The sequence below is a fragment of the Paenibacillus sp. FSL H7-0756 genome (genome assembly GCF_038006765.1).
GTDB lineage: Bacteria > Bacillota > Bacilli > Paenibacillales > Paenibacillaceae > Paenibacillus_AQ.
In genome coordinates this window covers 1,626,038-1,652,716 of the sequence record NZ_JBBOVT010000001.1, presented here as the reverse complement: position 1 = coordinate 1,652,716, position 26,679 = coordinate 1,626,038, and the positions used below count along the sequence as shown (strand labels likewise).

The window sequence follows — 26,679 nt, the reverse complement described above, 5'->3', positions numbered from 1 at the left end:
AATCGACGCTTCGCGCTTAACTAACTTGCCTGAAGCGTCTTATTTTGTGCGGCGACGAACGATATATTTATCAGATGCTTTGTTTTTCTTACGCGTTTTGTAGCCGAGGGTTGGTTTGCCCCAAGGTGACATTGGCGATTTCCGTCCGATTGGAGCGCGGCCTTCACCACCACCGTGTGGGTGATCGTTAGGGTTCATGACAACACCGCGTACTTCAGGACGACGTCCGAGCCAGCGGCTGCGTCCGGCTTTACCAATCTTGATCAGTTCGTGATCTCCGTTACCTACGGCTCCGATAGTCGCACGGCAAACGCTGAGGATTCTGCGAACCTCACCCGAGTTCAAACGAACAGATACGTATTTGTCTTCTTTACCCAGCAGCTGAGCTTCAGTACCGGCAGCACGAACCAATTGTCCGCCTTTGCCTGGTTTCAACTCGATGTTGTGGATAACTGTACCTACCGGGATGTTGATCAACGGAAGGCTGTTACCAATTTTGATATCCGCAGCAGGGCCGGACTCAACTTTATCCCCAACTTTAAGGCCTTTAGGAGCGATGATATAACGTTTCTCTCCATCAGCATAGTGGATCAAAGCAATATTGGAAGTACGGTTCGGGTCATACTCAATTGTAGCAACGCTACCTGGTATGCCGTCTTTAGTCCGTTTGAAGTCGATGATACGGTATTTACGTTTGTGTCCGCCGCCATGGTGACGAACCGTAATTTTACCTTGGTTGTTGCGTCCAGCATGCTTGAACAGCGGGGACAGCAACGATTTCTCTGGCTGGTTTGTTGTGATTTCTTCAAACGTAGACACAGACATGTTGCGTCTTGCCGGAGAGGTCGGTTTGTACTTTTTGATTGGCACTATAGTTTCCTCCTTACTTTAAGAGTATTATTCTACCGCTTCAAAGAACTCAAGCGGCTTGCTGTCCGGGCTAAGCTTCACGATGGCTTTTTTCCACTCCGGAGTATAACCGGAATATTTGCCATAACGTTTCAGTTTACCAGGTACGCGCATTGTGTTCACACTAACGACTTTTACTTTAAAAATAGCCTCGACAGCTTTTTTGATTTCGGTCTTGTTAGCACGGATATCCACTTCAAAAGCGTACTTCAGTTCGCTCATGTATTCGGATGTGCGTTCCGTAATCACTGGACGCTTAATTATATCACGAGGATCTTTCATTACGCGAACACCTCCTCTACCTTCAGAACTGCTTCTTTAGTGATGATCAGTTTGTCGTACGTCAGTACGTCAAGAACATTGATGCCGTCAGCCGCTACGAATTTCACCCCAGGGATGTTACGAGCGGAAAGTGCTACATTGTCATCATAGCTAGGAGCTACGATCAGGGCTTTGCTGCCCACTTTAAGGTTGTTTAGAATCGCTGCGAATTCTTTCGTCTTCGGAGCATTCAGAGTCAAGCTATCCAATACGATAATGTCATTCTCAAGTACTTTTGAGGACAACGCGGATTTGATGGCCAACCGGCGAACCTTCTTAGGCAATTTCCAGGAATAGCTGCGTGGTGTTGGTCCGAAGACTACGCCGCCGCCTTTCCATTGTGGAGAACGAATGGAGCCTTGACGAGCACGACCTGTACCTTTTTGTTTCCAAGGTTTACGACCGCCGCCACGCACTTCAGAGCGTCCTTTTACTTTGTGTGTACCGCGACGAAGGGAAGCTCTTTGCATAAGTGCAGCTTCATGCAGCACATGTACATTCGGTTCGATACCGAAAACTGAATCACTCAGTTCAACTTCGCCAACTTCGTTACCACTAGTATTGAAAAGTGTTACTTTTGGCATTTCATGTTCCTCCTTTCTTCAGTAATTATTTCTTAACGGTTTCTTTAACTTTCACGAAGCTGTTTTTCGGGCCCGGAATAGCGCCTTTAACCAGCAGTACATTACGTTCTACGTCAACCCGGATGATTTCAAGCTTTTGAACCGTTACGGTCGTGTGACCCATATGTCCTGGCAGGCGTTTGCCCTTAGGAACACGGTTAGCCTGGATGGAACCCATCGAGCCTGGTCTTCTGTGGTAACGCGATCCGTGTGCCATTGGTCCGCGGCTTTGTCCCCAGCGTTTGATGTTACCCTGGAAGCCTTTACCCTTCGAAGTACCTGTTACGTCAACAAACTCGCCTTCAGCGAAGATGTCAGCCTTAAGCTCTTGTCCAACCTCGAGTGACCCGAGGTCAACACCGCGAATTTCGCGAACGTAGCGCTTAGGTGTTGCATTTGCCTTTTTGGCGTGACCCTGTTCAGGCTTGTTGGAGCGACTTTCCTTTTTATCGGAAAAGCCCAACTGCACTGCTTCATATCCGTCGATATTCAGGTCTTTCTTTTGCAGTACCACACAAGGTCCAGCTTCGATAACAGAAACCGCGATTACGTTACCTTCTGGAGTAAACACTTGAGTCATACCGAGTTTTTTTCCTAAGATACCTTTCAATGTTGACACCTCTTTTCTTTTCCTGGTTACTTAATGAATTACAATTTGATTTCGATATCTACACCGGACGGTAGATCCAAGCGCATCAAGGCATCCACAGTTTGTGGTGTTGGGTTCACAATATCGATCAAACGTTTGTGAGTCCGTTGCTCAAACTGTTCACGGGAATCCTTGTACTTGTGTACCGCACGGAGAATGGTAATGATTTGCTTCTCAGTTGGCAGCGGAATCGGCCCGGATACACCAGCACCCGAACGTTTTGCTGTTTCAACGATTTTCTCTGCGGATTGATCAAGAATTCTGTGGTCGTATGCTTTCAAGCGAATACGAATTTTTTGCTTTGCCATTTTAGTCCCTCCTTCTATCGCCCAATTTATTATCGGACATACTCCGTGAAAATTTTCCGACGTCGACCTCATGGCAAAGGGGCCGGGTGTGTCAGTAACCTCTCACATCATCGCAACGTCTCAGAACAACATTTATTATTATATCTAATAGGCGGCTATATTGCAAGAGCCTTTGCAAAACAAATCACCTTTTCCAGAAAAAAAGTTAAAAAAAACAGGGTTTTATCTGAAAATTATTAATCACTGATTTCAGCGAGCTGAATTAGAGCCTCCATCTCCAGAATATTCACGGTTCTTTTGTGCATAGCGATGATCTTCAACGCTTCCAGCTTGTTCAGTTTACGGCTTAGGGTCTCGGCAGTAGTGCCGATCATCGCTGCCACTTCTTTTTGCGCCGACGGGAGATCTACGGAATATCTCAGGTTTTGCATGGTCACTGCTGGTTCTGGTAGATTCCTCGTATATAAGTAGACCAGCAGCCGGGCTAACCGCTTTTCCACTTCAAACATATGCAGTGCCCCTGCTGATTCTTCGGCCAGATGCAGCTGCTCGCTAACAGACATCAGGAAGCTGAACGCGAGGCCCGCATTCTGCTCCAGCAGAGGAATAAAATCCTTCCGGTGCATCTGGCAGACCACTCCGCTCTCAATAATCTCCGCCGTTACATCATTATTTTTATTGTGAAGCAGGGCAAACTGCCCGAAATAATCTCCGGGAAAAAGAAAGCGGACAATATGCTGCTTGCCTTCTTTACTGTTCTTCGTCAATTTGATCAGACCGCTCTTCACCACATACAAAGCTTCAGAAGGCTCGCCTTCTCTGCAGACCTGGCTGCCCTTTTTATAGGAATGGGATTCTGTAATTGATTCAATGATAACCAATTCTTCATCGGATAAACTCCTGAATACCGGAACCTGGCGCACACAGGCATGAGAGCTGCACTTATTACAATCCATACATCATTCCTCCTCTACTGTCGCTTATCCCACCATATCAATGATCGAGGCACTATCGGGTGACTGGACGCACAGTTTTTCATTAAACTTGATCTATATCAAGGATTAATGTGCCGGCTGTCTATACAATAGGTTCATAGAGAGAAAAGGAGTTGATGGGCTTGCAGCAATACACTTTTGATGATATGCGCCAGATGGATCGGACAACTCTGGGCAACATGGTACCCCTTGAGCTATTCCGGACCATCCGCCTTATTGGAATGAACCAGGGATTGCCGTTAGGCGGAAAGGGAACGACTGTTACTATTGGCAGAAAGATTGGCGAGAGCCTGCCTGTCCATTCCGTGGAAGAGCTGCTGCAGTTCTTTGAAGAGCTCAAAATCGGAATTCCCCGGATTGTTCATTCCGATGAGCACAGAATTAATATTGCAGTTGACGATTGCTTCTGCAAAGGACTACCTTCGCTTGAAGATGAAAGAATGGTCTGTGATCTAGAGGGAGCTATCATTGAAGGTGCTCTGTGCCGAATTCTCGGCCGCAAGGTTTCAGTGAAGGAGATCAAATGTAATGTCACCGGTCATGAACACTGCGAGTATGAAGTTAAGCTTTAAACAATATTTTAATGAAAGCAGGGATTTATAATGGAAAAGAAAACATTAGCTGAGGCAGTGCAGTATCAAGAGGAGCGCTTTACCAAAAAAATCATTTTCCAAAAAGGGGATAGTGTTGTATTCGTGCTAAACTTCATGCCTGGGCAAAAGCTGCCTGTTCACAAGCACCCCGGAGCAGATGTATATATCCTCGCCTTACACGGTGACGGTACAATCCATGTTAATGAGGAAGAATTCTCCTTCATCCAAGGAGAGACCATCTACATTGCAGGTGACGAGTCATTCGCTTATACGAATAATAGTTCATCCCCGTCCAGTCTGCATGTCGTTCTGTCCAAGCTGCCTAATGCTGAGTATGCGAAAGAAATCTAATTCAAAATCTTTGTGATAACAACAAAACAGGCCCCCTTCAAATGAAGGGGGCCTGCCTTATGTTCAGTCTATCCTAACGGATAGAGCCTGAATTATTTCTGGATGGAAGCTACGGAACCGGCACCAACTGTACGTCCGCCTTCGCGAATGGAGAATTTAGTACCTTCTTCAATAGCGATTGGGGAGATCAGTTGAACAGTTACGGTGATGTTGTCACCAGGCATAACCATTTCAGTACCTTCTGGCAGGTTGATGATGCCAGTTACGTCAGTTGTACGGAAGTAGAACTGTGGACGGTAACCAGTGAAGAATGGTTTGTGACGTCCGCCTTCTTCTTTAGTCAGAACGTAGATCTGAGCAGTGAACTCAGTGTGTGGCTTAACAGAGTTCGGCTTAGCCAATACTTGGCCACGCTCGATCATGTTACGGTCTACACCACGCAGCAGTGCGCCGATGTTGTCGCCCGCTTGTGCGGAATCAAGCAATTTACGGAACATTTCCACGCCAGTAACTACAGACTTCTTAGTTTCTTCGTGAATACCAACGATTTCGATTTCTTCTCCGACTTTAACTGTTCCGCGTTCTACGCGACCAGTTGCCACAGTACCGCGGCCAGTGATGGAGAATACATCTTCGACAGGCATCAAGAAAGGCTTGTCAGTCTGACGTTCTGGAAGCGGGATGTATGTGTCGATCGTTTCGAACATTTCAACGATCTTCTGTGCATACTCGCCATCAGGGTTCTGCAGAGCTTCACGAGCAGATCCACGAACGATTGGAGTGTCATCGCCTGGGAAGTCGTATTCGCTAAGCAGATCGCGAACTTCCATTTCAACCAATTCAAGCAACTCTTCGTCCTCTACCATGTCGCATTTGTTCAGGAATACAACGATGTAAGGAACGCCTACTTGACGGGACAGCAGGATGTGTTCACGAGTCTGTGGCATAGGGCCGTCAGCTGCGGATACAACCAGGATTGCTCCGTCCATTTGCGCTGCGCCAGTGATCATGTTTTTAACATAGTCGGCGTGTCCAGGGCAGTCTACGTGAGCGTAGTGACGGTTAGGAGTTTCATATTCAACGTGAGCGGTGGAGATAGTGATACCGCGTTCGCGTTCTTCAGGAGCCTTATCGATTTGGTCGAATGCTACAGCAGCACCACCGTATTTTTTGGACAATACAGTTGTGATTGCAGCAGTCAGAGTTGTTTTACCATGGTCGACGTGACCAATAGTACCAATGTTAACGTGCGGTTTGTTACGTTCAAACTTTGCCTTTGCCATTTGAACAGTTCCTCCTTATTGTGGGGTCCATATATTTGAGCCGTCCGCCTATTTGCAGTTCTAAGGTGACTTAAGTGTTATACCCGGACGGCAAGTTAAAAATTAAGCTTATTCTCCGCCTTTGTTCTTGGCTACGATTTCTTCAGCAATGGATTTAGGTACTTCTTCATAATGAGAAAGTTCCATTGAGAATACGCCGCGTCCTTGAGTACCGGAACGGAGTGTTGTGGAGTATCCGAACATTTCGGAAAGAGGCACCTTTGCACGGATAATCTGCGCACCACCACGGGAATCCATACCTTCGATCCGACCGCGACGGGAGTTCAGCATACCCATTACATCGCCCATGTATTCCTCAGGAACAGTTACTTCCACTTTCATGATTGGCTCAAGCAGGACAGGCTTACACTTGTCTTTAGCTGCTTTGAGGGCCATCGAGCCGGCAATTTTGAACGCCATTTCGTTGGAGTCAACATCATGATAGGAACCATCTACGATGGTAGCTTTAACGTCTACAAGCGGGAAGCCTGCAATAACGCCGTTTTTCATTTGCTCTTCAATACCGGCAAGTGCAGGAGCGATGTATTCTCTAGGTACAGAACCACCGACAACTTTACTTTCGAATTTGCTGCCAGTACCCGGCTCGAGAGGTTCAAATTCAACCCATACGTGACCATACTGACCGCGACCGCCGGATTGGCGAACGAATTTACCTTCAACGCGTGCTGGTGCTTTGAATGTCTCACGGTAAGCAACCTGTGGTTTACCCACGTTGGTTTCTACCTTGAATTCGCGGCGCATACGGTCGATGATAATATCCAGGTGAAGCTCACCCATACCTGCCAGGATTGTTTGGCCTGTTTCTTCATCAGTGTGAGCACGAAGAGTAGGATCCTCTTCAGTCAACTTTCCGAGAGCAACACCCAATTTATCTTGGTCAGCTTTGGTTTTTGGTTCAACTGCGATTTCGATAACCGGATCAGGGAAGTTCATGGATTCCAGGATAACCGGATGTTTCTCATCACAGAGTGTATCGCCAGTACTTGTGTCTTTCAGGCCAACGGCTGCCGCGATATCACCGGAATATACAATGGAGATTTCTTGGCGGCTGTTCGCATGCATCTGCAGAATACGGCCGATACGTTCACGTTTGTTCTTAGTAGCGTTAACTACATAAGAACCGGATTCCAGGATACCGGAGTATACACGGAAGAACGTGAGTTTACCCACATAAGGGTCTGTCATGATTTTAAATGCCAGTGCAGCAAATGGTTCTTCATCCGAAGAGTGGCGAACCGCTTCTGTACCGTCCTCCAGATGACCTTGAATAGCCGGTACATCCAGTGGGGATGGCAAGTAATCAACAACAGCATCCATCATGAGCTGAACGCCTTTGTTACGGTAGGAGGATCCGACAATTACAGGGAAAACCTTAACTTCACATACGCCTTTGCGCAGTGCAGCTTTGATCTCGGCCACAGTGATTTCTTCGCCTTCCAGATACTTCATAGTCAGATCTTCGTCAAGTTCTGCAACCTTCTCGATCAGTTCAGTACGCAGAGTCTCAACTTGCTCCAAGAATTCAGCAGGAATATCAGTAACTTCGATGTTCTGACCCAGGTCATCCTTGAAGATGTGAGCTTTCTGCTCAACAAGGTCAATGATTCCTGTGAAGTCGTTCTCGGCACCAATAGGCAGTTGAATGGCAACTGCATTGGCTTGCAGGCGGTCACGCATGCTGTCGATAACGTTCAGGAAGTCTGCACCGATGATATCCATTTTGTTCACATATGCGATCCGGGGAACGCCGTAACGGTCAGCCTGTCTCCATACGGTTTCGGACTGAGGCTCAACGCCCTCTTTCGCACTAAATACACCAACTGCTCCATCCAATACACGAAGGGAACGTTCAACTTCAACAGTGAAGTCAACGTGCCCAGGGGTATCAATGATATTGATGCGGTGACCCTTCCAAGCAGCGGTTGTAGCAGCGGAAGTAATCGTGATTCCGCGCTCTTGCTCCTGTTCCATCCAGTCCATTGTAGCAGCGCCCTCGTGAACTTCACCGATTTTGTGCGTACGGCCTGTGTAGAAAAGAATCCGCTCTGTGGTAGTAGTCTTACCAGCATCAATATGTGCCATGATCCCGATATTACGTGTATTTTTTAAGGAGAACTCTCTTGACATGAAATGGATCTCCTTCCAAAATAGAAGTTATTTGAACGACTGCAATCCTACCAGCGGTAGTGAGCAAACGCTTTGTTCGCTTCAGCCATTTTGTGTGTATCTTCACGTTTCTTAACGGAAGCGCCTGTGTTGTTGGAAGCATCGATAATCTCAGCCGCCAAACGCTCTTCCATAGTCTTCTCACCGCGGTTGCGTGAGTAGTTTACAAGCCAACGTAATCCCAAAGCAGTACGTCTTTCAGGTTTAACCTCAATAGGTACTTGGTAGTTAGCACCGCCGACACGACGAGCTTTAACTTCCAATACAGGCATGATATTCTTGATGGCTGCTTCGAAAACTTCCATCGGCTCTTTACCTGTACGTTCTTGAATCAACTTGAACGAATTGTACAAAATGCTTTGAGCGACACCTCTTTTACCACCCAGCATAATACGGTTGATCAAACGAGTAACCAACTTGCTATTATACAATGGATCTGGCAATACATCTCTTTTAGTAACTGGACCTTTGCGTGGCATGGATATCCCCCTTTCTTATATGGTTATTATTCTGATAAGCTCATCTTATTTCTTGACTTTAGGACGTTTCGCACCATACTTGGAGCGAGCCTGCATCCGGTTAGCAACACCTGCAGTATCCAGTGCACCACGAACGATGTGATAACGAACTCCTGCAAGGTCCTTAACTTTACCTCCGCGCAGCAATACTACACTGTGCTCTTGAAGGTTATGTCCGATACCCGGAATGTAAGCAGTCACCTCAAGACGGTTCGTCAAACGAACACGGGCATACTTACGAAGTGCTGAGTTTGGTTTACGTGGAGTCATTGTGCCTACACGAGTGCATACACCGCGTTTCTGCGGAGCGCTCAAATTTGTAGCCTCACGCTTGAGGGCGTTGAACCCTTTTTGAAGAGCGGGAGATTTGGATTTTTCGATTTTGGCTTGACGGCCTTTACGAACCAATTGATTGATAGTTGGCATGTTGTGCCACCCCCTTCCTGAAATGATAGTCAATTTACAAACATTAAGTCCACAGACCCAGGTGGTTCATAAAAAGACAAATGAAAAGTCCTTGCTGCCGAAGTGTACCCCGGTACAAAAACGTTCTCTTGCTGCTATTGTTTTAAGACGGCTGCCATCGCAGCACCAACTTCTATACCGCAGGCCTTGCCCAAATTCAGCATCGTGTCCACATACGTGACCTTCACACCTTGTTTGTTGCAAAGCATTACAATTCTGGAAGTAAGCCGTTGATCTCCGTCCTCTGCCACATAGACTTCTGCGGCTTGGCCCAACTCCACCGCCTTGACGGTTTGCTTGGAACCGATCTTGACCTGAGCATCCTGTAACCCTCTGTCATCAGTCATGAATCATTACCTCCACTGAATAAGAATGACAAGACTACTCACGCACCTTAGACATATTAGCATCCTGAGCACATGATGTCAAGAAAAACGACAATAAATTTATTAATAATCACAGCAGACAGCCGCGTCACACCCGATTTCTGCGTGACGCGGATACTGCTTGCCATGAGTATTCAATTATTCAGCGGGTACCGGCTCCAAAGCTTCTTCATTGCTTTCAGCATTCGGGTCGCTCAGCTTCACATTACGGTAACGATTCATGCCTGTACCTGCAGGAATCAGCTTACCGATGATTACATTCTCTTTCAGACCGAGCAGTTTATCCACTTTACCCTTAATAGCTGCATCTGTTAAGACGCGGGTAGTTTCCTGGAAAGATGCCGCAGACAGGAATGAATCAGTTTCCAGGGAGGCCTTGGTGATCCCGAGCAGAACCGGTTTGGCAACTGCTGGTTCATTTCCGGCAAGAATAGCTTCCTTGTTGGCTGCTTCATATTCATGAATATCCGCAAATGCACCCGGCAGGAGACTGGTATCTCCGGCATCGATAATACGGATTTTGCGCAGCATCTGCTTGATCATAACTTCAATGTGCTTATCATTGATTTCAACGCCCTGGTTACGGTATACACGCTGTACTTCTTGCAGAATGTAGTTCTGTACCCCGCGGATTCCTTTGATACGCAGCATTTCTTTAGGGTCAATAGAACCGTCTGTTAACTCATCGCCGGCCTCAATCTCCTGGCCTTCGCTGACACGCAGACGGGAGCCGTAAGTGATGGAATACGTCTTGGACTCTGCTTCACCCTGGACTTCGATTTCGCGGCGGTCCTTGGTTTCACGAATTTCCTTAACTACCCCGTCAATCTCACTGATTGTAGCCTGCCCTTTAGGGTTACGGGCTTCAAATAGCTCCTGGATACGCGGCAAACCTTGCGTGATATCGTCTCCGGCTACACCACCGGTATGGAATGTACGCATAGTAAGCTGTGTTCCTGGTTCACCGATGGATTGTGCGGCAATAATACCGACAGCTTCCCCGATTTCCACGAATTTACCTGTTGCCAGGTTACGTCCGTAGCACTTCTTGCAGACACCGTGACGGGCACGGCAGCTGAGTACAGAGCGGATCTGCAGCTTGGTAACACCAGCATTCACGATCTCTTCAGCCTTATCCGAGTCAATCAGATCGTTACGGTGAACGATGATTTCCTTCGTCTCCGGATGACGGACGGTCTCGAAGGAATAACGGCCTTCAATACGGTCGTAGAGATCCTCAATGACTTCCTTACCATCCTGAATCCGGCTAACCATGAAGCCTTTATCAGTACCGCAATCTTCTTCACGGACAATAACATCCTGCGCTACGTCAACCAGACGGCGTGTCAGGTACCCGGAATCCGCTGTACGCAGCGCTGTATCGGCCAGACCTTTACGCGCTCCGTGAGTAGAGATAAAGTACTCGAGGACGGTTAGGCCTTCACGGAAGTTCGCTTTGATTGGCAATTCAAAGATCCGGCCCGAAGGTGTTGCCATCAGACCACGCATACCACCAAGCTGGGTGATCTGCGATTTGTTACCACGCGCCTTGGAGTCGACCATGAGCATGATGGAGTTGAAGCGGTCCATCGATTTAAGCAATACGTTAGTCAGATCATCCTTGGTCTTCGACCAAATCTCGATAACGCGGTCATACCGCTCATCATTGGTAATCAGACCGCGGCGGTATTGATTCGCAACCACATCAACCTTAGCTTCGGATTCCTTAAGAATGGTAGCTTTTTCCTCAGGCACGATAACATCCGATACGGCAACCGTAACACCGGAACGTGTAGAGTACGTAAAGCCTAGTTGCTTAATTTTATCCAGAATCACTGAAGTCTTGGTGGTGTGATACGTCTCAAAGCAGCGGGCGATAATGAGGCCCAGATATTCTTTACCTACAGCACTGGCCTCCGGAGCAGCCATGATCAGTTCGCGGACATCCGCACCCTTTTCATAGATAAAGTACTTCTCAGGAGTTCCCTGCAGCAGGTTAGTTTTGGTAGCTTCGTTGATATACGGGAAGCTGCTTGGATAGATTTCGTTGAAGATAATCTTACCCACAGTCGTGATCAGCAATGCATTCTGCTGCGCTTCTGTGAAGCTGGTTTTTCCCAGAGCCTTAACAGGAATGGCAACACGTGCATGCAGACCAGCAGTTCCGCGCTGATAAGCAGAGACTGCTTCATTCACGTTACGCAGGATCATCCCGGTACCCTTTTCTTCCTTGTTGTCCATGGTCAGGTAGAACGTACCAAGGACCATATCCTGAGAAGGGGTAACGACAGGTTTGCCGTCTTTAGGGTTGAGGATGTTACCGGACGCCAGCATGAGAATACGGGCTTCTGCTTGAGCCTCAGCGGACAGAGGAACGTGTACCGCCATCTGGTCACCGTCAAAGTCGGCATTGTAAGCCGTACATACGAGCGGGTGAAGACGGATTGCGTGACCTTCTACCAGAATCGGTTCGAACGCCTGGATACCCAGTCTATGCAGCGTAGGGGCACGGTTCAGCAGAACCGGATGCTCTCTGATTACCTCTTCAAGCACATCCCATACTTCAGGACTTACGCGCTCAACCTTACGCTTCGCGCTCTTTATGTTGTGGGCAAGCCCTTTGTTAACCAATTCTTTCATTACAAACGGTTTGAACAGCTCCAGTGCCATCTTCTTAGGAAGACCGCATTGGTACATCTTCAGGTAAGGTCCTACGACGATAACCGAACGGCCGGAGTAGTCAACACGTTTACCGAGCAAGTTCTGGCGGAAACGTCCCTGTTTCCCCTTCAGCATATGGCTAAGCGATTTGAGCGGACGGTTACCTGGTCCTGTTACAGGACGGCCGCGGCGGCCGTTGTCAATCAGCGCATCTACAGCTTCCTGAAGCATACGTTTCTCATTCTGAACGATAATGTCAGGAGCGCCGAGGTCCAGCAGTCTTTTCAGACGGTTGTTCCGGTTAATTACACGGCGGTACAGGTCATTAAGGTCAGACGTAGCAAAACGGCCGCCATCGAGCTGAACCATTGGACGAAGCTCCGGAGGGATAACCGGGAGTACATCCATGATCATCCAGTCAGGCTTGTTGCCGGAGTTGCGGAAGGCCTCAATGACTTCCAGACGTTTGATCGCCCGGTTGCGGCGCTGGCCCTGAGCGGTACGCAGCTCTTCTTTGAGGAATTCCAGTTCTTTATCGATGTCGATATCCTGAAGCAGCTTTTTGACGGCTTCTGCACCCATGCCGGCCTGGAATCCGTAGCCGTATTTCTCACGGTAGCTGCGGTATTCTTTCTCGGACAACAGCTGCTTCTTCTCCAGCGGAGTTTCCCCTGGATCAGTTACAACATAAGATGCAAAGTAGATAATCTCTTCGAGCGATCTAGGAGACATATCCAGCGCCAGACCCATACGGCTTGGAATACCTTTGAAATACCAGATATGAGATACAGGAGCTGCCAGTTCAATGTGGCCCATACGTTCGCGGCGGACTTTAGCGCGGGTAACTTCCACGCCGCAGCGGTCGCATACTACGCCCTTATACCGGACGCGTTTGTATTTACCACAGTGACATTCCCAGTCCTTTTGCGGTCCAAAAATACGTTCGCAAAAGAGACCCTCTTTTTCCGGTTTCAATGTACGATAGTTAATGGTTTCCGGTTTTTTAACTTCTCCGCGGGACCAAGAACGAATTTTTTCCGGGGAAGCGAGCCCGATTTTCATAAATTCAAAATTGTTAACGTCCAACAAGGAGCAACCCTCCTTAACCTATATCCTGATTTAGTCCCACAGCCCTCTCTTGACACTGAAGTCAACAGAGGGCATGGTCCTTTGTGTAATCAAATTAGTGACTTGCTGGTGAACTACTCTATGCCGACTTCTGCGCCCTCCAAATTGAGGCTCAGCTTATCGCTTGACGTCTCGTCCTCATCGTCCAGTTCCTTCATCTCGATCTCCTGCTCGTCGCCGCTGAGGATTTTGACATCCATACCGAGCGACTGCAGTTCCTTGATCAATACCTTGAACGATTCCGGCACACCCGGTTCTGGAACATTTTCACCTTTGACAATGGATTCGTACGTTTTCACACGGCCGACCACATCATCGGATTTCACGGTCAAAATCTCTTGCAGTGTATACGCCGCGCCGTAAGCTTCAAGCGCCCACACTTCCATCTCCCCGAAACGCTGTCCGCCGAACTGAGCTTTACCGCCCAGTGGCTGTTGTGTAACGAGTGAGTAAGGACCTGTAGAACGGGCATGAATCTTATCGTCAACCATGTGCGCGAGCTTGATCATGTGCATGACACCGACAGTAACCTCGCGCTCGAAGCGCTCGCCTGTACGTCCGTCATACAACACAGTCTTACCATTACGCTGCATTCCGGCTTCTTCCATCGTATCGAACACGTCATACTCACGGGCTCCGTCGAATACCGGAGTAGCCACGTGGATACCCAGACGCAGTGCAGCCATACCAATATGGACTTCAAGCACCTGTCCGATGTTCATACGGGAAGGAACGCCCAGCGGGTTCAGGACAACCTGTACCGGCGTACCGTCCGGAAGGAACGGCATATCTTCTTCTGGCAGGATACGGGCAACGACACCCTTGTTACCGTGACGTCCGGCCATCTTGTCACCTTCAGAAATCTTACGCTTCTGGGCGATATAGACACGAACCAGTTGATTCACGCCAGGAGGCAGCTCATCGCCGTTTTCGCGTGTGAATACTTTGACGTCAACGATAATACCATCACTACCATGCGGAACGCGCAGGGAGGTATCACGAACCTCACGGGCCTTCTCACCGAAGATCGCATGCAGCAGGCGTTCCTCAGCAGTCAGCTCAGTTACACCCTTCGGAGTAACCTTACCTACCAGAATATCGCCGGCATTGATTTCCGCACCGATACGGATAATTCCGCGCTCATCCAAGTTGCGGAGCGCCTCTTCACCGACGTTAGGAATATCACGTGTGATCTCTTCAGGTCCGAGCTTCGTATCACGGGCTTCGGATTCGTATTCCTCGATGTGGATCGAAGTGTATACATCTTCCTTCACCAGCTTCTCACTCAGCAGGATCGCATCCTCGTAGTTGTAGCCCTCCCAAGTCATGAACGCAACGACTACGTTGCGGCCAAGCGCAAGTTCGCCCATTTCTGTGGAAGGTCCATCTGCCAGGATATCACCTTTTTTGACGATATCCCCACGTTTCGCCAGTGGACGCTGGTTAATACAGGTACCCTGGTTCGAACGCATGAATTTGTGTAATTTATATTTAACGATATCGCCTTTAACTTCCTTGCCCTCAACTGCCTCAACACGGCGCAGCCAGATTTCATTGGCAGAGGAGCGTTCGATAATACCGTCATATTTGGAGACAATACATACGCCGGAGTCTTTAGCAGACTTGTGCTCCATCCCTGTCCCTACAAGCGGAGCCTTAGGAATAAGAAGCGGAACGGCCTGACGCTGCATGTTCGATCCCATCAGTGCGCGGTTGGAGTCATCGTTCTCAAGGAACGGAATGAGCGCCGTTGCGACGGATACGACCTGTTTTGGCGAAACATCCATGTAGTCTACACGGTTGCTAGGCATAGTAGTAATGTTGTCTGAATCTTTGTTGTATCGAACGATAACCTGGTCTTCCTTGAAAGAGCCATCCTCATCGATCAGTACATTCGCCTGTGCAACTACATAGTTATCTTCTTCATCGGCAGTCAGATAATCGATTTGCTCAGTTACCTTGCCTGTCTTCGGATCTACCCAACGATACGGAGCCTCGATAAAGCCGTATTCATTGATGCGGGCGAAGGTGGACAAGGAGTTAATCAGACCGATATTCGGACCTTCCGGAGTCTCGATAGGACACATACGGCCATAGTGACTGTGATGGACGTCGCGGACTTCAAAGCCTGCGCGTTCACGGGTCAGACCACCAGGTCCAAGTGCAGACAGACGGCGCTTATGCGTAAGCTCGGCAAGCGGGTTCGTCTGATCCATGAACTGGGACAGCTGAGAGCTGCCGAAGAACTCTTTGATGGACGCGATAACCGGACGGATGTTGATCAGTGCCTGCGGCGTAATTGCATTGGCATCCTGAATCGACATTCTCTCGCGGACTACGCGTTCCATACGGGACAGACCGATACGGAACTGATTCTGCAGAAGCTCACCTACAGAACGCAGACGGCGGTTACCCAGATGGTCAATATCATCCGTGTTGCCGATACCATGCAGCAAATTAATAAAGTAGCTGATTGAGGATATAATATCAGCCTGAGTAATATGCTTAACCGATTTATCAATGTTGCCATTGGCGATCAGTTTGATGATACGGCCTTCTTCGATTGGCGAGAATACGTCAATGGTCTGAAGCGGAATATCTTCGCTGTCCATTACACCGCCGGTTACACGGTAGTTTTTGGCAGCCATACTCTTCTCGAAATAAGGAATCAGCTCATCAAGCAGGCGGCGGTCCACCATTTGGCCGGATTCTGCCAGGATTTCTCCGGTAGACTCATCAACCAAAGGCTGTGCCAGACGCTGATTGAACAGACGATTCTTAATATGCAGCTTTTTATTGATTTTGTAACGGCCTACATTGGCCAAATCATAACGTTTCGGGTCAAAGAAACGTGCGACGAGCAAGCTCTTGGCATTATCAAGTGTAGGTGGTTCGCCCGGACGCAGACGCTCGTAGATTTCAATAAGCGCCTTCTCCGTGGAATCCGTGTTGTCTTTATCCAGCGTGTTGCGAATATATTCATCATTGCCAAGCAGTTCCAGAATTTCAGCATCACTGCCGAAGCCCAGAGCACGCAAGAGGACTGTTACCGGGATCTTACGAGTCCGGTCGATACGGACATACATGATGTCCTTAGCGTCGGTCTCAAGCTCCAGCCAGGCTCCGCGATTCGGAATTACTGTGGCGGTGTAAGTTTTTTTGCCGTTCTTATCCACTTTTGTGCTGAAATAGACGCTTGGAGAGCGAACCAACTGGCTGACAATAACCCGTTCCGCACCATTGATAATAAAAGTGCCGGTTTCCGTCATCAGAGGGAAATCTCCCATGAACACTTCCTGCTCTTTTACCTCACCGGTCTCCTTATTGATGAGACGCACCTTCACACGCAGAGGAGCTGCATATGTTACGTCCCGCTCTTTAGCGTCGTCAACCGTGTACTTCGGTTCACCCAGGCTGTAATCAATGAACTCTAGCACCAAATTCCCTGTGAAATCCTGGATCGGCGAGATGTCCTGGAACATTTCCCGCAATCCTTCCTCCAAAAACCAATCATAAGATTTTTGTTGGATCTCGATCAGGTTCGGGACCTCGAGTACCTCGTTAATTCTCGCATAGCTCCGCCGAGTGCGTCGACCATACTGAACAAGATGTCCTGCCAACTTTACTCACCCCTCATGTCTACTCACTTAAAAATTGATTGCGAACCCTTGTTTGGACCCGTATAATGGAACCATATCACAAGGATTCAGCCATAAATACAGAAAAGCCCCTTATCGAAATCTTTCGAAAAAAGAGCACATCTATCCACGGCCAAAATACTCCTTATCCAGTAGATTTGCCCAAAACGTGCGTATTATACGTCACCAGGCTACAGTTCATGCGCTATTATCTATTGCCCCGGCGACCTTCGCCGTGACAGGAACATAGAGAACGGAATTCGCAAAAACCTGCCGTGCGGCATGCGCTTACCGGGCGACAATATATCACTTGACATTTCAGCAAACTAAAGACATGGAGCCTAGCTTAATACTGACATTTTATAATAATACCACTGCGGACATCGCATGTCAATGAGTATTATTATTTATTTCTGAGCTTTTAAGATTCTATAGCCCTTGTCTTTCCCCACTTCTTCTACCACCGGAAACATACTCTCCAGCTTGGCAACCGCCGACGGCGCACCCTGCTTCTTCTGAATGACAACCCACAGACAACCGCCCTCATTCAAATGCTCATACGCCTGTTCAAAAATCGCATGCACTACGGCCTTACCGGCGCGGATCGGCGGGTTGGTTAGAATCACATCGAAGGTCTGCCCCTCTACTACCGATAGCACATCACTTTCCATCACCGTAACATTGCGGATTCCATTATGCTGCGCATTCTCGCGGGCAAGCTCTACCGCACGGCTGTTGATATCAATCATCGTCACATGTCCCTTGGAAGCGAGATACGCCGCACTAATCCCTATAGGCCCGTAACCACAGCCCACGTCCAGTACCTTCGCATCCTCCGGAATTTCCATCGCCTCAATCAGAACACGACTGCCATGATCAATATCCCCTTTAGAAAACACACCGGCGTCGCTGGTAAAGCGGAGGCGTTTGCCTCTCAGCTCCGTATCGATGCTCCGTCTGTCATGACGCGCTTCCGGCTGCTGCGAGTAATAATGCTGCGACATACCATCCTCCCTTTCACGTTGAACTACAAATACCTGCAAGGCTCCCTTATAGAGCAACCCCCTTGAACAAGTTCAAGGGGGTTGCAGGAACCGGAGAGAATAACTTCTGCTCCGGGGCAGTACCTATTGAATCAACTTATTTTACTTCTACAGCTGCGCCTGCTTCTTCCAATTTTGCTTTAGTAGCTTCGGCTTCTTCTTTGCTTACTTTTTCTTTGATTGCTTTTGGAGCGTTATCTACAACTTCTTTAGCTTCTTTCAAGCCAAGACCTGTGATTTCGCGAACGATTTTGATTACGTTGATTTTGGAAGCGCCAGCGCTTGTCAAAATTACGTCGAATTCGGACTGTTCAGCTTCAACAGCTGCTACAGCGCCGCCAGCTGCTACTGGAGCTGCTGCAGTTACGCCGAATTCTTCTTCGATTGCTTTTACCAGGTCGTTCAGTTCCAGTACGCTCATGCCTTTAATTTCTTCTAAGATAGTTTCTTTGCTCATGATTGAACCTCCATTATATTTGAATTGGTTTGTGGTCTTGATTATGAAACCAGAAGCAAAGGCTTACGCGCTTTGTTCTTCTTTCTCAGCAACAGCTTTAACTGCAAGCGCGAAGTTGCGCATTGGAGCTTGAAGCACGCTAAGCAGCATGGAGAGCAAACCATCGCGGGATGGCAGTTCAGCCAGTGCTTTCAGTTGGTCCGCATCGATAACTTTACCTTCTACAACGCCGCCTTTCAGTTTCAAAGCGTCGTTCTTCTTAGCGAAGTCATTTAGAATCTTAGCTGCTACTACCGCATCAGTCTCGCTGAATGCGATCGCTGTAGGACCAGTTAGGACAGCGTCCAGATCAGTCAGCTCAGCTGCCGCAGTTGCACGGCGAAGCAATGTGTTCTTCAGGACTTGGAACTCAACGCCAGCTTCACGAAGCTGCTTACGCAGTTCAGTCACTTGCGATACGTTCAATCCGCGGTAGTCTGCAACAACAGTGGAGACACTGTTCTGCAGTTTGCTAGTAACAACATCAACCGCATCCTGTTTTGCTTGGATTACTTTTGCATTTGCCAATTGTATACACCTCCTGAAAATTTATGTCACGGCGATTCTTCCGGAGAAACCGCGCCGTTCCTACGCAGGCATTAGAAAAGCCTCCGCAGATTCACGAAGGCTTGATAAAACGGAAAGTTAATCAGGCGAGCCTGGCACTTTTTGTTTCTATCACAACACCTCGGTAGGAAATTAAGCCCTACGGCACCTACTGTCTACGGTAAGCATATTCACATTTAAGATTGATCACCTTAATGTTCACAACTGTTATAGACTATCAAAGATTACTCTAGGAGTCAACCTTTAATTATCTGAAAGCAGCTGCGTTCACACGAGCACTAGGTCCCATTGTGGACGAAATAGCGATGCCTTTAAGGTATACACCTTTGGCAGCAGCCGGTTTCGCACGGTTCAGAGCGTCCATAAGAGCTTTAAGGTTCTCGTTCAATTGTTCAGCGTTGAAAGACACTTTGCCGATTGGCGCGTGAATTTGGCCCGCTTTGTCAAGACGGTATTCGATCTTACCAGCTTTGATTTCTTGAACAGCCTTGGTAACGTCGAAAGTAACTGTACCTGCTTTAGGGTTAGGCATGAGACCTTTACCACCGAGCAGACGACCCAGTTTACCGACTTCACTCATCATGTCAGGTGTAGCTACGCAGACGTCGAATTCGAACCAGCCCTGTTGAATCTTGTTGATCATGTCAGCATCACCAACAAAATCAGCGCCAGCAGCTTCCGCTTCCTTCGCTTTTTCACCTTTTGCAAATACAAGCACGCGTTGTGTTTTGCCTGTGCCGTGAGGCAGGACAACAACACCACGAACTGCCTGGTCTTGTTTACGCGGGTCTACACCCAGACGAACTGCTGCTTCAACGGTTTCGTCGAATTTGGCAGTTGCCGCCTTTTTCACAAGCTCTACAGCTTCTGAAGGCTCGTAAGTCGCTTCGCTGTTGATCAGCTTCGCGGATTCTTGGTACTTCTTACCATGTTTAGCCATGAAATGTTCCTCCTTTGTGGTATTAGCGGAAATTCCTCCCACATATTGCGGTCATGAATGACCGGTTCATCGAATACATATTAGTCTTCGATTGTGATTCCCATACTGCGGGCAGTACCTTCAACCATACGCATTGCAGCTTCAACAGATGCAGCGTTCAGATCGGGCATTTTGGTTTCAGCGATTTCACGAACCGCTGCGCGGCCCAGCTTCGCTACCTTTTTCTTGTTTGGTTCGCCGGAGCCTTTTTCTACTTTTGCAGCGATGCGAAGCAGAACAGCAGCCGGAGGAGTTTTGGTGATGAAGGTAAACGAACGGTCTTCAAACACTGTAATTTCAACCGGGATGATTAGACCAGCCTGGTCGGCAGTACGAGCGTTGAATTCCTTACAGAATGCCATGATGTTGACACCCGCTTGACCTAACGCCGGACCTACTGGAGGCGCTGGATTCGCTTTCCCTGCAGGAATCTGCAGTTTCACCATTTTAATAACTTTTTTAGCCATGAGTGACACCTCCTTGCGTAAATAGTGGTATTCGAATGCTAAGCAGCATTCTCCCACAAGAAACCCTTGTGCTTGTTATATCTTCTCCACTTGAGTGAAATCCAACTCCAGCGGGGTTTCCCGTCCAAACATGTTGACATGCACCTTGATCTTGCTTTTGTCAGCCAAAATTTCTTCCACAGAGCCCACAAAATTCGCAAATGGACCGACCATAATACGTACGGATTCCTTAATTTCGAAATCAATCTTCGCTTTAGGTTCAACCATGCCCATATGCTTCAGAATCTGTTCAACCTCTTCGGGTAGCAGAGCGGTAGGCTTAGAGCCCGAACCAGTTGAACCGACAAATCCGGTAACGCCCGGCGTATTGCGGACAACATACCAAGAATCATCAGTCTGAACCATTTCGACCAAAACGTAACCAGGGTAAACTTTACGCATGACAGTTTTTTTCTTGCCATCCTTGTTTACCAGCTCTTCTTCCATAGGAACAAGAACGCGGAATATTTTGTCTTCCATGCCCATGGACTCAACGCGTTTTTCCAAATTGGCCTTGACCTTATTCTCATACCCGGAATAGGTATGAACAACATACCATCTTTTTTCCATATCAAGCCACCTGGGACCTCTCTAAATAATCGCTTCAATCACAGCGGAAATACCGATGTCCAGAACCCAGAAGTAAAGAGAAATAACTACAATTGTACCGAGAACGATCAATGTATAGTTCTTCAATTCTTTACGGCTAGGCCAGCGAACCTTTTTGAGTTCACTCCAGCTCTCAGTGAAAAAGGAAAACAAAGACTTGAAACTACGTTTCACGCCGACTACACCTCCAAAAGACTATCTGGTTTCGCGATGAGGAGTTTGCTCGTTACAGAACTTGCAAAATTTCTTCATCTCCAAGCGGTCGGGGTGATTTCGCTTGTTTTTGGTTGTTGCATAGTTTCTTTGTTTGCAACTTGTACAAGCCAAAGTGATAATTACCCGCATGATGTGCACCTCCCGAAGACGTACTTCTAATCATCAAATTAGAAGACGTAGATATTGATTCAAAAAAAAGCCGCGAATTTAGGCCTACCTAAAACACTTTAGCATAATATCAATGTCTGTGTCAACGAAAGTTTCCCCCATCGCACTGGGTAATTCCGGGTGCTGTAGCCTTATGCCATAAGTCATCTTTGATCCTGCTTCTTCCTTTGCCACTAGCTGTCTTCCATAATCATTATGCTGCAATTCGCTTGTGTATAAACCTGCCATCCACCAACGCTTCGCCTATCGCAAATTCGCCGTATCTAAATCTAGCGGACACTAAAAAAAGACTCGAGTTCCGAGCCTTCCTAGTCATTATATCATTAATTGTCACGCACTTCCAGATATCTTTCCAATTTACGTTTCACTCGCTGCAAAGCATTGTCAATGGACTTCACATGCCGCTTCAAATCCTCGGCAATCTCCTGATAGGAACGTCCGTCCAGATAGAGCATCAGAACCTTGCGCTCCAGATCACTCAGAATCTCGGCCATCTTATCTTCCAGTCCGATGAACTCCTCCTGGTTGATAATCAGCTCTTCCGGGTCCAGCACCTGACTTCCGCATATCACATCCATCAATGTCCGGTCGGAGTCCTCATCATAGATGGGCTTGTCTAACGAGACATATGAATTAAGCGGGATATGCTTCTGGCGGGTAGCGGTCTTAATGGCGGTTATAATCTGACGGGTAATGCACAGCTCGGCAAAGGCCTTGAACGATGACAGCTTGTCACCCTTGAAGTCACGGATGGCCTTGTATAAGCCAATCATGCCTTCCTGCACAATGTCTTCACGATCTGCCCCGATCAAAAAATAGGAACGAGCCTTGGCACGCACAAAATTACGGTACTTGTTAATTAAATGCTCCAATGCGCCACTGTCGCCACCACGGAAGATCTCGACAATTTCTTCATCACTTATGAAATCATACTCGGACAGCATTAATTCCTTGAGGTCGACACTCACCAAGAATCCCCCCGGCTGCAACGCAAGACACATCGTTACTTCTCGAAATATAGGAACAGTATATATTATGTTACCTTACACCGTCAACCGGATTTGTCCAAAAACAATCTTCAATAACATATTATGTCATTTTGTTGCAGGGGGCAACTGCTATTCCTGTCCTACTGTCTGCGCCAGTCCTCCAGCCGTTTACGCGTCTCCGGCGGCAGCTTGTCTTCCAGCGAGTGACGGGTCCCGCTCACGCTTCCCGGCTCAATGGCCTTCTTCACCTGCTTCTGGCTCTCCTCAATTTCAAGCCTAAGTTCCCTGGCCGAAATCCGGAGTGCGCCCTGGGCAAAAACGACATGCTGCTCCACAAAATCGCTGGTGGCTACCGAGATCTGTCTGCGGCGGTGCGTGAATTCCCCAACGAGCCGTTCGATGCATTCATCTGCCGTTTCCTTCTCCTTGGTGAAGAAGACCTGGATTTTCCCTTGTTCAAACGATCTGCCCAGTCCCGGCACACGGTAAGCATCGAACACAGCAATGACGCGCAGCCCGGAGAATGCCTGATAATCGGCCAGCATATCGAGCAGCCGGTCGCGTGCCCCCTGCATACCGGTCTGCGACAATGCCGCAAGCTCCGGCCAGCCGCCGATCATGTTGTATCCGTCCACGAGCAGGATATCGCGCCAGTCTGCCATAGTTATCCCTGTTCTTGGCGGCGGCGGAGTACCTCGTACATGATTACACCCGCTGCCACCGAAGCATTCAGAGAGTTGATTTTTCCGGCCATCGGCAGCTTAAGCAGCACATCGCATTTCTCACGGATCAGGCGGCCCATCCCTTTATTCTCATTGCCAATCACCACGGCTACCGGTCCGGTGACAATATCCGATCCGAACAGATTCTGATCGGTATCCACATCCGTGCCGACTACCCAGACTCCCAGCTCCTTCAGCCGGTCAATGGTCTGTCCGAGATTTGTTACGCGGGCCACGGGCACATATTCGACTGCACCAGCCGAGGTCTTGGATACGGTGGCAGTAATCTGCGCGGAGCGGCGCTTCGGCACAATGACTCCGTGCACACCTGTGCAGTCAGCCGTACGCAGGATAGACCCGAGGTTATGCGGATCTTCAATTTCGTCCAGCAGGAGCAGAAACGGCGGTTCTCCCATGGCTTCAGCAATTGCCAGAATATCAGCAACCTCCGTGTAGGCAAAAGGCGCCGCTTGCGCCACCACTCCCTGATGCTGAACGCCCGGTGCGAGCTGATCCAGCTTGCGCTTGTCCACATGCTGAATGACAATGCCCGCCTTGCGCGCTTCCGCAACGATTGGTGCGGTCAGGTGCTTTTGCGCAGTCTCGGCGATCCAGATTTTGTTGAGTGTCCGTCCCGCTCTAAGGGCTTCAAGCACCGAATGTTTGCCGGCCAGTATTTCTTCTTCCGTTCTCAATTCTTCCATTGTTTTATCTCCTGTTCTGTATACTCACTTGGGGCGGTGCATCATATATTCGATACTGCTGTGAACAAGCTCCTGGATTCTCGCCTGCTGTCCGGTGTAATATAAATACCCGATCATGCATTCAAAAGCGGTGGCGTGGCGGTATTCCAGCACATCCGCATTTTTGGGAATGCTGCCGGATTTGGCGTTGCGTCCCCGCCGTACCACATCCTTCTCCTCCTCGGTGAGCACCGGGTCCAGAAAAGCAAGAATGGTGCTCTGCGCTTTGGCGGAGACCAGCCCGGTCGCTGACCGGTGCAGATGCTGGGGGCGCAGATTGGGCAGCGAGATCAGATACTGCCGGACTGCTACTTCGTAGATGGCATCTCCCGCATACGCAAGGACGATAGGCGGCAGCAAATGGGCCGGCTTGGAGGGTTCATACGGAAACCAGGCGCGGTTCAGATCAAACAGCCCGTTCATTTACGCCGCCACCGCATTCCCTGTGGAGTATCTTCCAGCAGAATCCCGAGCGCGTTCAGTTCATCGCGGATTTCATCCGACCGGCTCCAGTTCTTATTCTTGCGCGCTTCCGCACGCTCCGCAATCAGGCGTTCCACCTCTTCGCTCGCCACTTCTTCCTCTGCCTCTACCGTTAGGCGAAGCACCGCATTCATCTCGGCAAAAGCCTTCAGCAGCACGGCGAAATCAGCCGGATTCGCCTCAGGATCAGCAAGCGTAAGGTTCGCCAGGCTCACCCAGTCGAACACCGCCGTAATAGCATCCGGCGTATTGAAATCGTCCTGCATCCGGGCATGGAAGTTGCTAAGGATAGCGGTCAGCCGCTCCGTAACCTGCAGACTTGCCTCACCCTCTGTCCCCTCCGCCGCCAGCTCAAGGCGGTGCTTCACATTGCCTTCGGCCAGAGCGATCCGCTCTACGCTTTTCTCAGCAGACAGCAGTGCCTCCTCTGTGAAGTTCAGCGGATTACGGTAATGGCTGGATAGCATAAAGTAACGGATAGCCCCCTGCTTGAACCGCGCACGGATATCCTTCACGAGTAGACCGTTCCCGAGCGACTTTGACATTTTCTCATCGCCGATATTCAGAAAAGCATTATGCATCCAGTAATTCGACAACGGTTCACCCGTCAGCGCTTCAGTCTGGGCACATTCGCATTCATGATGCGGGAATTTCAGATCCTCTCCGCCGCCGTGAATGTCGATCGTCGTCCCCAAATATTCGCGCACCATCGCCGAGCATTCAATATGCCAGCCGGGACGGCCCTCTCCCCATGGACTGGACCAGTGTACTTCGCCCGGCTTGGCTGCCTTCCAGAGTACGAAATCCTCCTGGTTTTCCTTGCGCGAATCCACCTCGACACGGATACCGAAGCGCAGCTCCTCCAGATTCTGGCGGGACAGCTTGCCGTAATTGGCAAATTTGCCGGTACGGTAATACACATCTCCACCGTTCTCATACGCATAGCCTTTGTCTTCAAGCTCCTTAATGAACTCGATAATCGTATCCATGCTCTCCGTAACACGCGGATTCAACGTCGCCGGCTTCACGCCAAGCCCCGCCAGATCCTCCTGGTAGGCGGCAATGAACATTTCCGCAACCTCGGCTACGGTGATGTTCAGCTCCTCTGCTTTGCGGATCATTTTATCATCCACATCGGTGAAATTCGTCAGATAGCGGACCTCATTCCCAAGCGCCTCCAGGTAGTTGCGCACCATGTCAAAAACGATGACTGGTCTTGCATTCCCGATATGCATATAGCCGTAAACCGTGGGTCCGCAGACGTACATCTTCACCTTATCCGGCTCCTGCGGTACAAATTCTTCCTTCGTGCGCGTCATTGTATTGTAAATGTGCAAAGCCATTCTTGTCCCAACCCTTTCTATTGTCCCCGGATTCCTGAAATGCCGGTGCTCTTAAATTTCGTAATCGCCGATATATTGCTGGCTTTCGAGCCGCCGCTGTTCCTGCTTCTGCTTATCTTCAGCACCCATCTGTTCTCTTAGCTCCTCGATTTCCTTCTGCAGGAACTTGAGGGAATCAATCAGCGGGTCTGGCATCTTGGTATGATCCAGCCGGTCGGATACACGCTCCCCGTTACGTTTGACCACACGCCCGGGATTGCCGACTACCGTACTGTTGTTAGGCACTTCACGCAGCACGACTGCGTTAGAGCCGATATTAGAATTATCGCCGATTCGGAAGGAACCCAGTACTTTGGCACCAGAGCCGATGACTACATTATTGCCGACGGTAGGGTGACGCTTGCCCTTCTCTTTGCCGGTTCCCCCAAGTGTAACGCCCTGATAGATAATAACATCATCGCCAATCTCACAGGTCTCACCAATGACAATACCCATTCCGTGGTCAATAAACAACCGGCTGCCGATAACCGCGCCCGGATGAATCTCCACTCCCGTCATGAACCGGCTCATCTGCGAGACCATGCGTGCCAAGGTAAACCAGCGGCGTTTGTAAAAAGAGTGGGCCATCCGGTGTGCCCATATCGCGTGAAGCCCGGCGTAGGTGAAGACGACCTCGAACCTGCTGCGGGCGGCGGGATCATTGTCGAATACTGCCCGAATGTCCGACTTGATATGCTTAAACATCACGGTTCTCCTCTTCT

The 26,679-nt window shown here is 49.0% G+C and carries 29 protein-coding genes and 1 other annotated feature; of the genes, 2 read left to right on the top strand and 27 right to left on the bottom strand.

Going from position 1 to position 26,679, the window contains the following annotated elements:
* Positions 1-39: 39 nt before the first annotated feature.
* The 6 genes from rplB to NST04_RS07275 form a co-directional block, all read right to left on the bottom strand.
* Entirely contained in the window at positions 40-870 is an 831-nt protein-coding gene (gene rplB, locus NST04_RS07300) for a 50S ribosomal protein L2 (protein WP_036692392.1), read from the bottom strand.
* Between the two features lie 27 nt (positions 871-897).
* Complete coding sequence (rplW, locus tag NST04_RS07295) at positions 898-1,191, bottom strand: 50S ribosomal protein L23 (protein ID WP_019908225.1); 294 nt, start codon at positions 1,189-1,191, stop codon at positions 898-900.
* Positions 1,191-1,814: a 50S ribosomal protein L4 gene (rplD, locus tag NST04_RS07290; protein ID WP_036721837.1), complete on the bottom strand. Its 624-nt coding sequence runs from the start codon at positions 1,812-1,814 to the stop codon at positions 1,191-1,193. The genes rplW and rplD overlap by 1 nt, the downstream gene beginning before the upstream one ends.
* A 25-nt stretch (positions 1,815-1,839) precedes the next feature.
* The gene (rplC, locus tag NST04_RS07285; RefSeq protein WP_341016383.1) at positions 1,840-2,463 is read right to left on the bottom strand and encodes a 50S ribosomal protein L3; all 624 of its coding nucleotides are present in this window, start codon (positions 2,461-2,463) and stop codon (positions 1,840-1,842) included.
* Between the two features lie 38 nt (positions 2,464-2,501).
* A complete protein-coding gene (rpsJ, locus tag NST04_RS07280) occupies positions 2,502-2,810 on the bottom strand; it encodes a 30S ribosomal protein S10 (RefSeq protein WP_017692074.1) in 309 nt (102 codons plus the stop codon).
* Positions 2,811-3,046: 236 nt separating this feature from the next.
* Positions 3,047-3,766, bottom strand: a complete 720-nt coding sequence (locus NST04_RS07275; RefSeq protein ID WP_341183738.1) for a Crp/Fnr family transcriptional regulator — start codon at positions 3,764-3,766, stop codon at positions 3,047-3,049.
* 155 nt (positions 3,767-3,921) lie between these two features.
* On the opposite strand from NST04_RS07275, the gene NST04_RS07270 reads away from it, so the two are divergent.
* Positions 3,922-4,377 (top strand): V4R domain-containing protein, encoded by a 456-nt coding sequence (locus NST04_RS07270; RefSeq protein WP_341183737.1) that lies wholly within the window; start codon positions 3,922-3,924, stop codon positions 4,375-4,377.
* A gap of 30 nt (positions 4,378-4,407) precedes the next feature.
* Entirely contained in the window at positions 4,408-4,749 is a 342-nt protein-coding gene (locus NST04_RS07265; protein ID WP_341183736.1) for a cupin domain-containing protein, read from the top strand.
* A gap of 92 nt (positions 4,750-4,841) precedes the next feature.
* Here the strand turns inward: NST04_RS07265 and tuf are convergent, their stop codons facing one another.
* From tuf to cysE, 21 genes are all read right to left on the bottom strand, one after another.
* Complete coding sequence (gene tuf / locus NST04_RS07260; protein ID WP_173140462.1) at positions 4,842-6,032, bottom strand: elongation factor Tu; 1,191 nt, start codon at positions 6,030-6,032, stop codon at positions 4,842-4,844.
* Positions 6,033-6,140: 108 nt separating this feature from the next.
* Positions 6,141-8,219, bottom strand: coding sequence for an elongation factor G (gene fusA, locus NST04_RS07255; protein ID WP_341183735.1), 2,079 nt, complete (start codon positions 8,217-8,219; stop codon positions 6,141-6,143).
* Positions 8,220-8,266: 47 nt separating this feature from the next.
* Positions 8,267-8,737, bottom strand: a complete 471-nt coding sequence (gene rpsG / locus NST04_RS07250) for a 30S ribosomal protein S7 (RefSeq protein ID WP_020427074.1) — start codon at positions 8,735-8,737, stop codon at positions 8,267-8,269.
* A gap of 45 nt (positions 8,738-8,782) precedes the next feature.
* On the bottom strand, positions 8,783-9,202 hold the full coding sequence (gene rpsL / locus NST04_RS07245) for a 30S ribosomal protein S12 (protein ID WP_036721853.1): 420 nt from the start codon (positions 9,200-9,202) through the stop codon (positions 8,783-8,785).
* Positions 9,203-9,336: 134 nt separating this feature from the next.
* Complete coding sequence (locus tag NST04_RS07240) at positions 9,337-9,588, bottom strand: ribosomal L7Ae/L30e/S12e/Gadd45 family protein (RefSeq protein WP_036692367.1); 252 nt, start codon at positions 9,586-9,588, stop codon at positions 9,337-9,339.
* A gap of 177 nt (positions 9,589-9,765) precedes the next feature.
* Positions 9,766-13,377, bottom strand: coding sequence for a DNA-directed RNA polymerase subunit beta' (rpoC, locus tag NST04_RS07235; protein ID WP_076081733.1), 3,612 nt, complete (start codon positions 13,375-13,377; stop codon positions 9,766-9,768).
* 113 nt (positions 13,378-13,490) lie between these two features.
* On the bottom strand, positions 13,491-17,036 hold the full coding sequence (gene rpoB, locus NST04_RS07230; protein WP_341183734.1) for a DNA-directed RNA polymerase subunit beta: 3,546 nt from the start codon (positions 17,034-17,036) through the stop codon (positions 13,491-13,493).
* A 425-nt stretch (positions 17,037-17,461) separates the two neighbouring features.
* On the bottom strand, positions 17,462-18,058 hold the full coding sequence (locus tag NST04_RS07225) for a class I SAM-dependent methyltransferase (protein ID WP_341183733.1): 597 nt from the start codon (positions 18,056-18,058) through the stop codon (positions 17,462-17,464).
* 136 nt (positions 18,059-18,194) lie between these two features.
* Positions 18,195-18,554, bottom strand: a complete 360-nt coding sequence (gene rplL, locus NST04_RS07220; protein WP_036721862.1) for a 50S ribosomal protein L7/L12 — start codon at positions 18,552-18,554, stop codon at positions 18,195-18,197.
* Between the two features lie 63 nt (positions 18,555-18,617).
* On the bottom strand, positions 18,618-19,121 hold the full coding sequence (gene rplJ, locus NST04_RS07215) for a 50S ribosomal protein L10 (protein ID WP_341183732.1): 504 nt from the start codon (positions 19,119-19,121) through the stop codon (positions 18,618-18,620).
* Between the two features lie 64 nt (positions 19,122-19,185).
* Positions 19,186-19,339 (bottom strand) — a sequence feature (ribosomal protein L10 leader region).
* Positions 19,340-19,407: 68 nt separating this feature from the next.
* Entirely contained in the window at positions 19,408-20,100 is a 693-nt protein-coding gene (gene rplA, locus NST04_RS07210; protein ID WP_036692357.1) for a 50S ribosomal protein L1, read from the bottom strand.
* A gap of 80 nt (positions 20,101-20,180) precedes the next feature.
* Positions 20,181-20,606, bottom strand: a complete 426-nt coding sequence (gene rplK, locus NST04_RS07205; RefSeq protein ID WP_019908208.1) for a 50S ribosomal protein L11 — start codon at positions 20,604-20,606, stop codon at positions 20,181-20,183.
* 75 nt (positions 20,607-20,681) lie between these two features.
* Complete coding sequence (nusG, locus tag NST04_RS07200; protein WP_020427084.1) at positions 20,682-21,215, bottom strand: transcription termination/antitermination protein NusG; 534 nt, start codon at positions 21,213-21,215, stop codon at positions 20,682-20,684.
* Positions 21,216-21,236: 21 nt separating this feature from the next.
* The gene (gene secE, locus NST04_RS07195; protein ID WP_036692354.1) at positions 21,237-21,428 is read right to left on the bottom strand and encodes a preprotein translocase subunit SecE; all 192 of its coding nucleotides are present in this window, start codon (positions 21,426-21,428) and stop codon (positions 21,237-21,239) included.
* Positions 21,429-21,449: 21 nt separating this feature from the next.
* Positions 21,450-21,599 (bottom strand): 50S ribosomal protein L33, encoded by a 150-nt coding sequence (gene rpmG, locus NST04_RS07190; protein ID WP_074086515.1) that lies wholly within the window; start codon positions 21,597-21,599, stop codon positions 21,450-21,452.
* Between the two features lie 362 nt (positions 21,600-21,961).
* Positions 21,962-22,606: an RNA polymerase sporulation sigma factor SigH gene (sigH, locus tag NST04_RS07185; RefSeq protein WP_036692348.1), complete on the bottom strand. Its 645-nt coding sequence runs from the start codon at positions 22,604-22,606 to the stop codon at positions 21,962-21,964.
* A gap of 161 nt (positions 22,607-22,767) precedes the next feature.
* Positions 22,768-23,289 carry an NYN domain-containing protein gene (locus NST04_RS07180; protein ID WP_341016373.1) on the bottom strand — a complete coding sequence of 174 codons (522 nt, stop codon included), beginning with the start codon at positions 23,287-23,289 and terminating at the stop codon, positions 22,768-22,770.
* 2 nt (positions 23,290-23,291) lie between these two features.
* Positions 23,292-24,053, bottom strand: a complete 762-nt coding sequence (gene rlmB, locus NST04_RS07175; protein WP_341183731.1) for a 23S rRNA (guanosine(2251)-2'-O)-methyltransferase RlmB — start codon at positions 24,051-24,053, stop codon at positions 23,292-23,294.
* A gap of 24 nt (positions 24,054-24,077) precedes the next feature.
* Positions 24,078-24,515, bottom strand: a complete 438-nt coding sequence (locus tag NST04_RS07170) for a Mini-ribonuclease 3 (protein ID WP_341183730.1) — start codon at positions 24,513-24,515, stop codon at positions 24,078-24,080.
* A complete protein-coding gene (gene cysS / locus NST04_RS07165) occupies positions 24,512-25,918 on the bottom strand; it encodes a cysteine--tRNA ligase (RefSeq protein ID WP_341183729.1) in 1,407 nt (468 codons plus the stop codon). Before cysS ends, NST04_RS07170 begins: the two co-directional genes overlap by 4 nt.
* 51 nt (positions 25,919-25,969) lie before the next feature.
* Positions 25,970-26,662 carry a serine O-acetyltransferase gene (gene cysE / locus NST04_RS07160; RefSeq protein WP_341183728.1) on the bottom strand — a complete coding sequence of 231 codons (693 nt, stop codon included), beginning with the start codon at positions 26,660-26,662 and terminating at the stop codon, positions 25,970-25,972.
* Between the last annotated feature and the right edge of the window lie 17 nt (positions 26,663-26,679).

Bases quoted from the DNA above. Each gene is read 5' to 3' on its own strand.
- NST04_RS07180 (WP_341016373.1), bottom strand. From the start codon at position 23,289: ATGGCAGACTGGCGCGATATCCTGCTCGTGGACGGATACAACATGATC.
- rpmG (WP_074086515.1), bottom strand. From the start codon at position 21,599: ATGCGGGTAATTATCACTTTGGCTTGTACAAGTTGCAAACAAAGAAAC.
- fusA (WP_341183735.1), bottom strand. From the start codon at position 8,219: ATGTCAAGAGAGTTCTCCTTAAAAAATACACGTAATATCGGGATCATG.
- rlmB (WP_341183731.1), bottom strand. From the start codon at position 24,053: ATGGAAGAATTGAGAACGGAAGAAGAAATACTGGCCGGCAAACATTCG.
- rplD (WP_036721837.1), bottom strand. From the start codon at position 1,814: ATGCCAAAAGTAACACTTTTCAATACTAGTGGTAACGAAGTTGGCGAA.
- rpsL (WP_036721853.1), bottom strand. From the start codon at position 9,202: ATGCCAACTATCAATCAATTGGTTCGTAAAGGCCGTCAAGCCAAAATC.
- tuf (WP_173140462.1), bottom strand. From the start codon at position 6,032: ATGGCAAAGGCAAAGTTTGAACGTAACAAACCGCACGTTAACATTGGT.
- NST04_RS07265 (WP_341183736.1), top strand. From the start codon at position 4,408: ATGGAAAAGAAAACATTAGCTGAGGCAGTGCAGTATCAAGAGGAGCGC.
- NST04_RS07225 (WP_341183733.1), bottom strand. From the start codon at position 18,058: ATGTCGCAGCATTATTACTCGCAGCAGCCGGAAGCGCGTCATGACAGA.
- NST04_RS07240 (WP_036692367.1), bottom strand. From the start codon at position 9,588: ATGACTGATGACAGAGGGTTACAGGATGCTCAGGTCAAGATCGGTTCC.
- NST04_RS07170 (WP_341183730.1), bottom strand. From the start codon at position 24,515: ATGAACGGGCTGTTTGATCTGAACCGCGCCTGGTTTCCGTATGAACCC.
- rplL (WP_036721862.1), bottom strand. From the start codon at position 18,554: ATGAGCAAAGAAACTATCTTAGAAGAAATTAAAGGCATGAGCGTACTG.
- rpsG (WP_020427074.1), bottom strand. From the start codon at position 8,737: ATGCCACGCAAAGGTCCAGTTACTAAAAGAGATGTATTGCCAGATCCA.
- rplW (WP_019908225.1), bottom strand. From the start codon at position 1,191: ATGAAAGATCCTCGTGATATAATTAAGCGTCCAGTGATTACGGAACGC.
- rplA (WP_036692357.1), bottom strand. From the start codon at position 20,100: ATGGCTAAACATGGTAAGAAGTACCAAGAATCCGCGAAGCTGATCAAC.
- NST04_RS07275 (WP_341183738.1), bottom strand. From the start codon at position 3,766: ATGGATTGTAATAAGTGCAGCTCTCATGCCTGTGTGCGCCAGGTTCCG.
- rpsJ (WP_017692074.1), bottom strand. From the start codon at position 2,810: ATGGCAAAGCAAAAAATTCGTATTCGCTTGAAAGCATACGACCACAGA.
- rplK (WP_019908208.1), bottom strand. From the start codon at position 20,606: ATGGCTAAAAAAGTTATTAAAATGGTGAAACTGCAGATTCCTGCAGGG.
- NST04_RS07270 (WP_341183737.1), top strand. From the start codon at position 3,922: ATGGGCTTGCAGCAATACACTTTTGATGATATGCGCCAGATGGATCGG.
- nusG (WP_020427084.1), bottom strand. From the start codon at position 21,215: ATGGAAAAAAGATGGTATGTTGTTCATACCTATTCCGGGTATGAGAAT.
- cysE (WP_341183728.1), bottom strand. From the start codon at position 26,662: ATGTTTAAGCATATCAAGTCGGACATTCGGGCAGTATTCGACAATGAT.
- cysS (WP_341183729.1), bottom strand. From the start codon at position 25,918: ATGGCTTTGCACATTTACAATACAATGACGCGCACGAAGGAAGAATTT.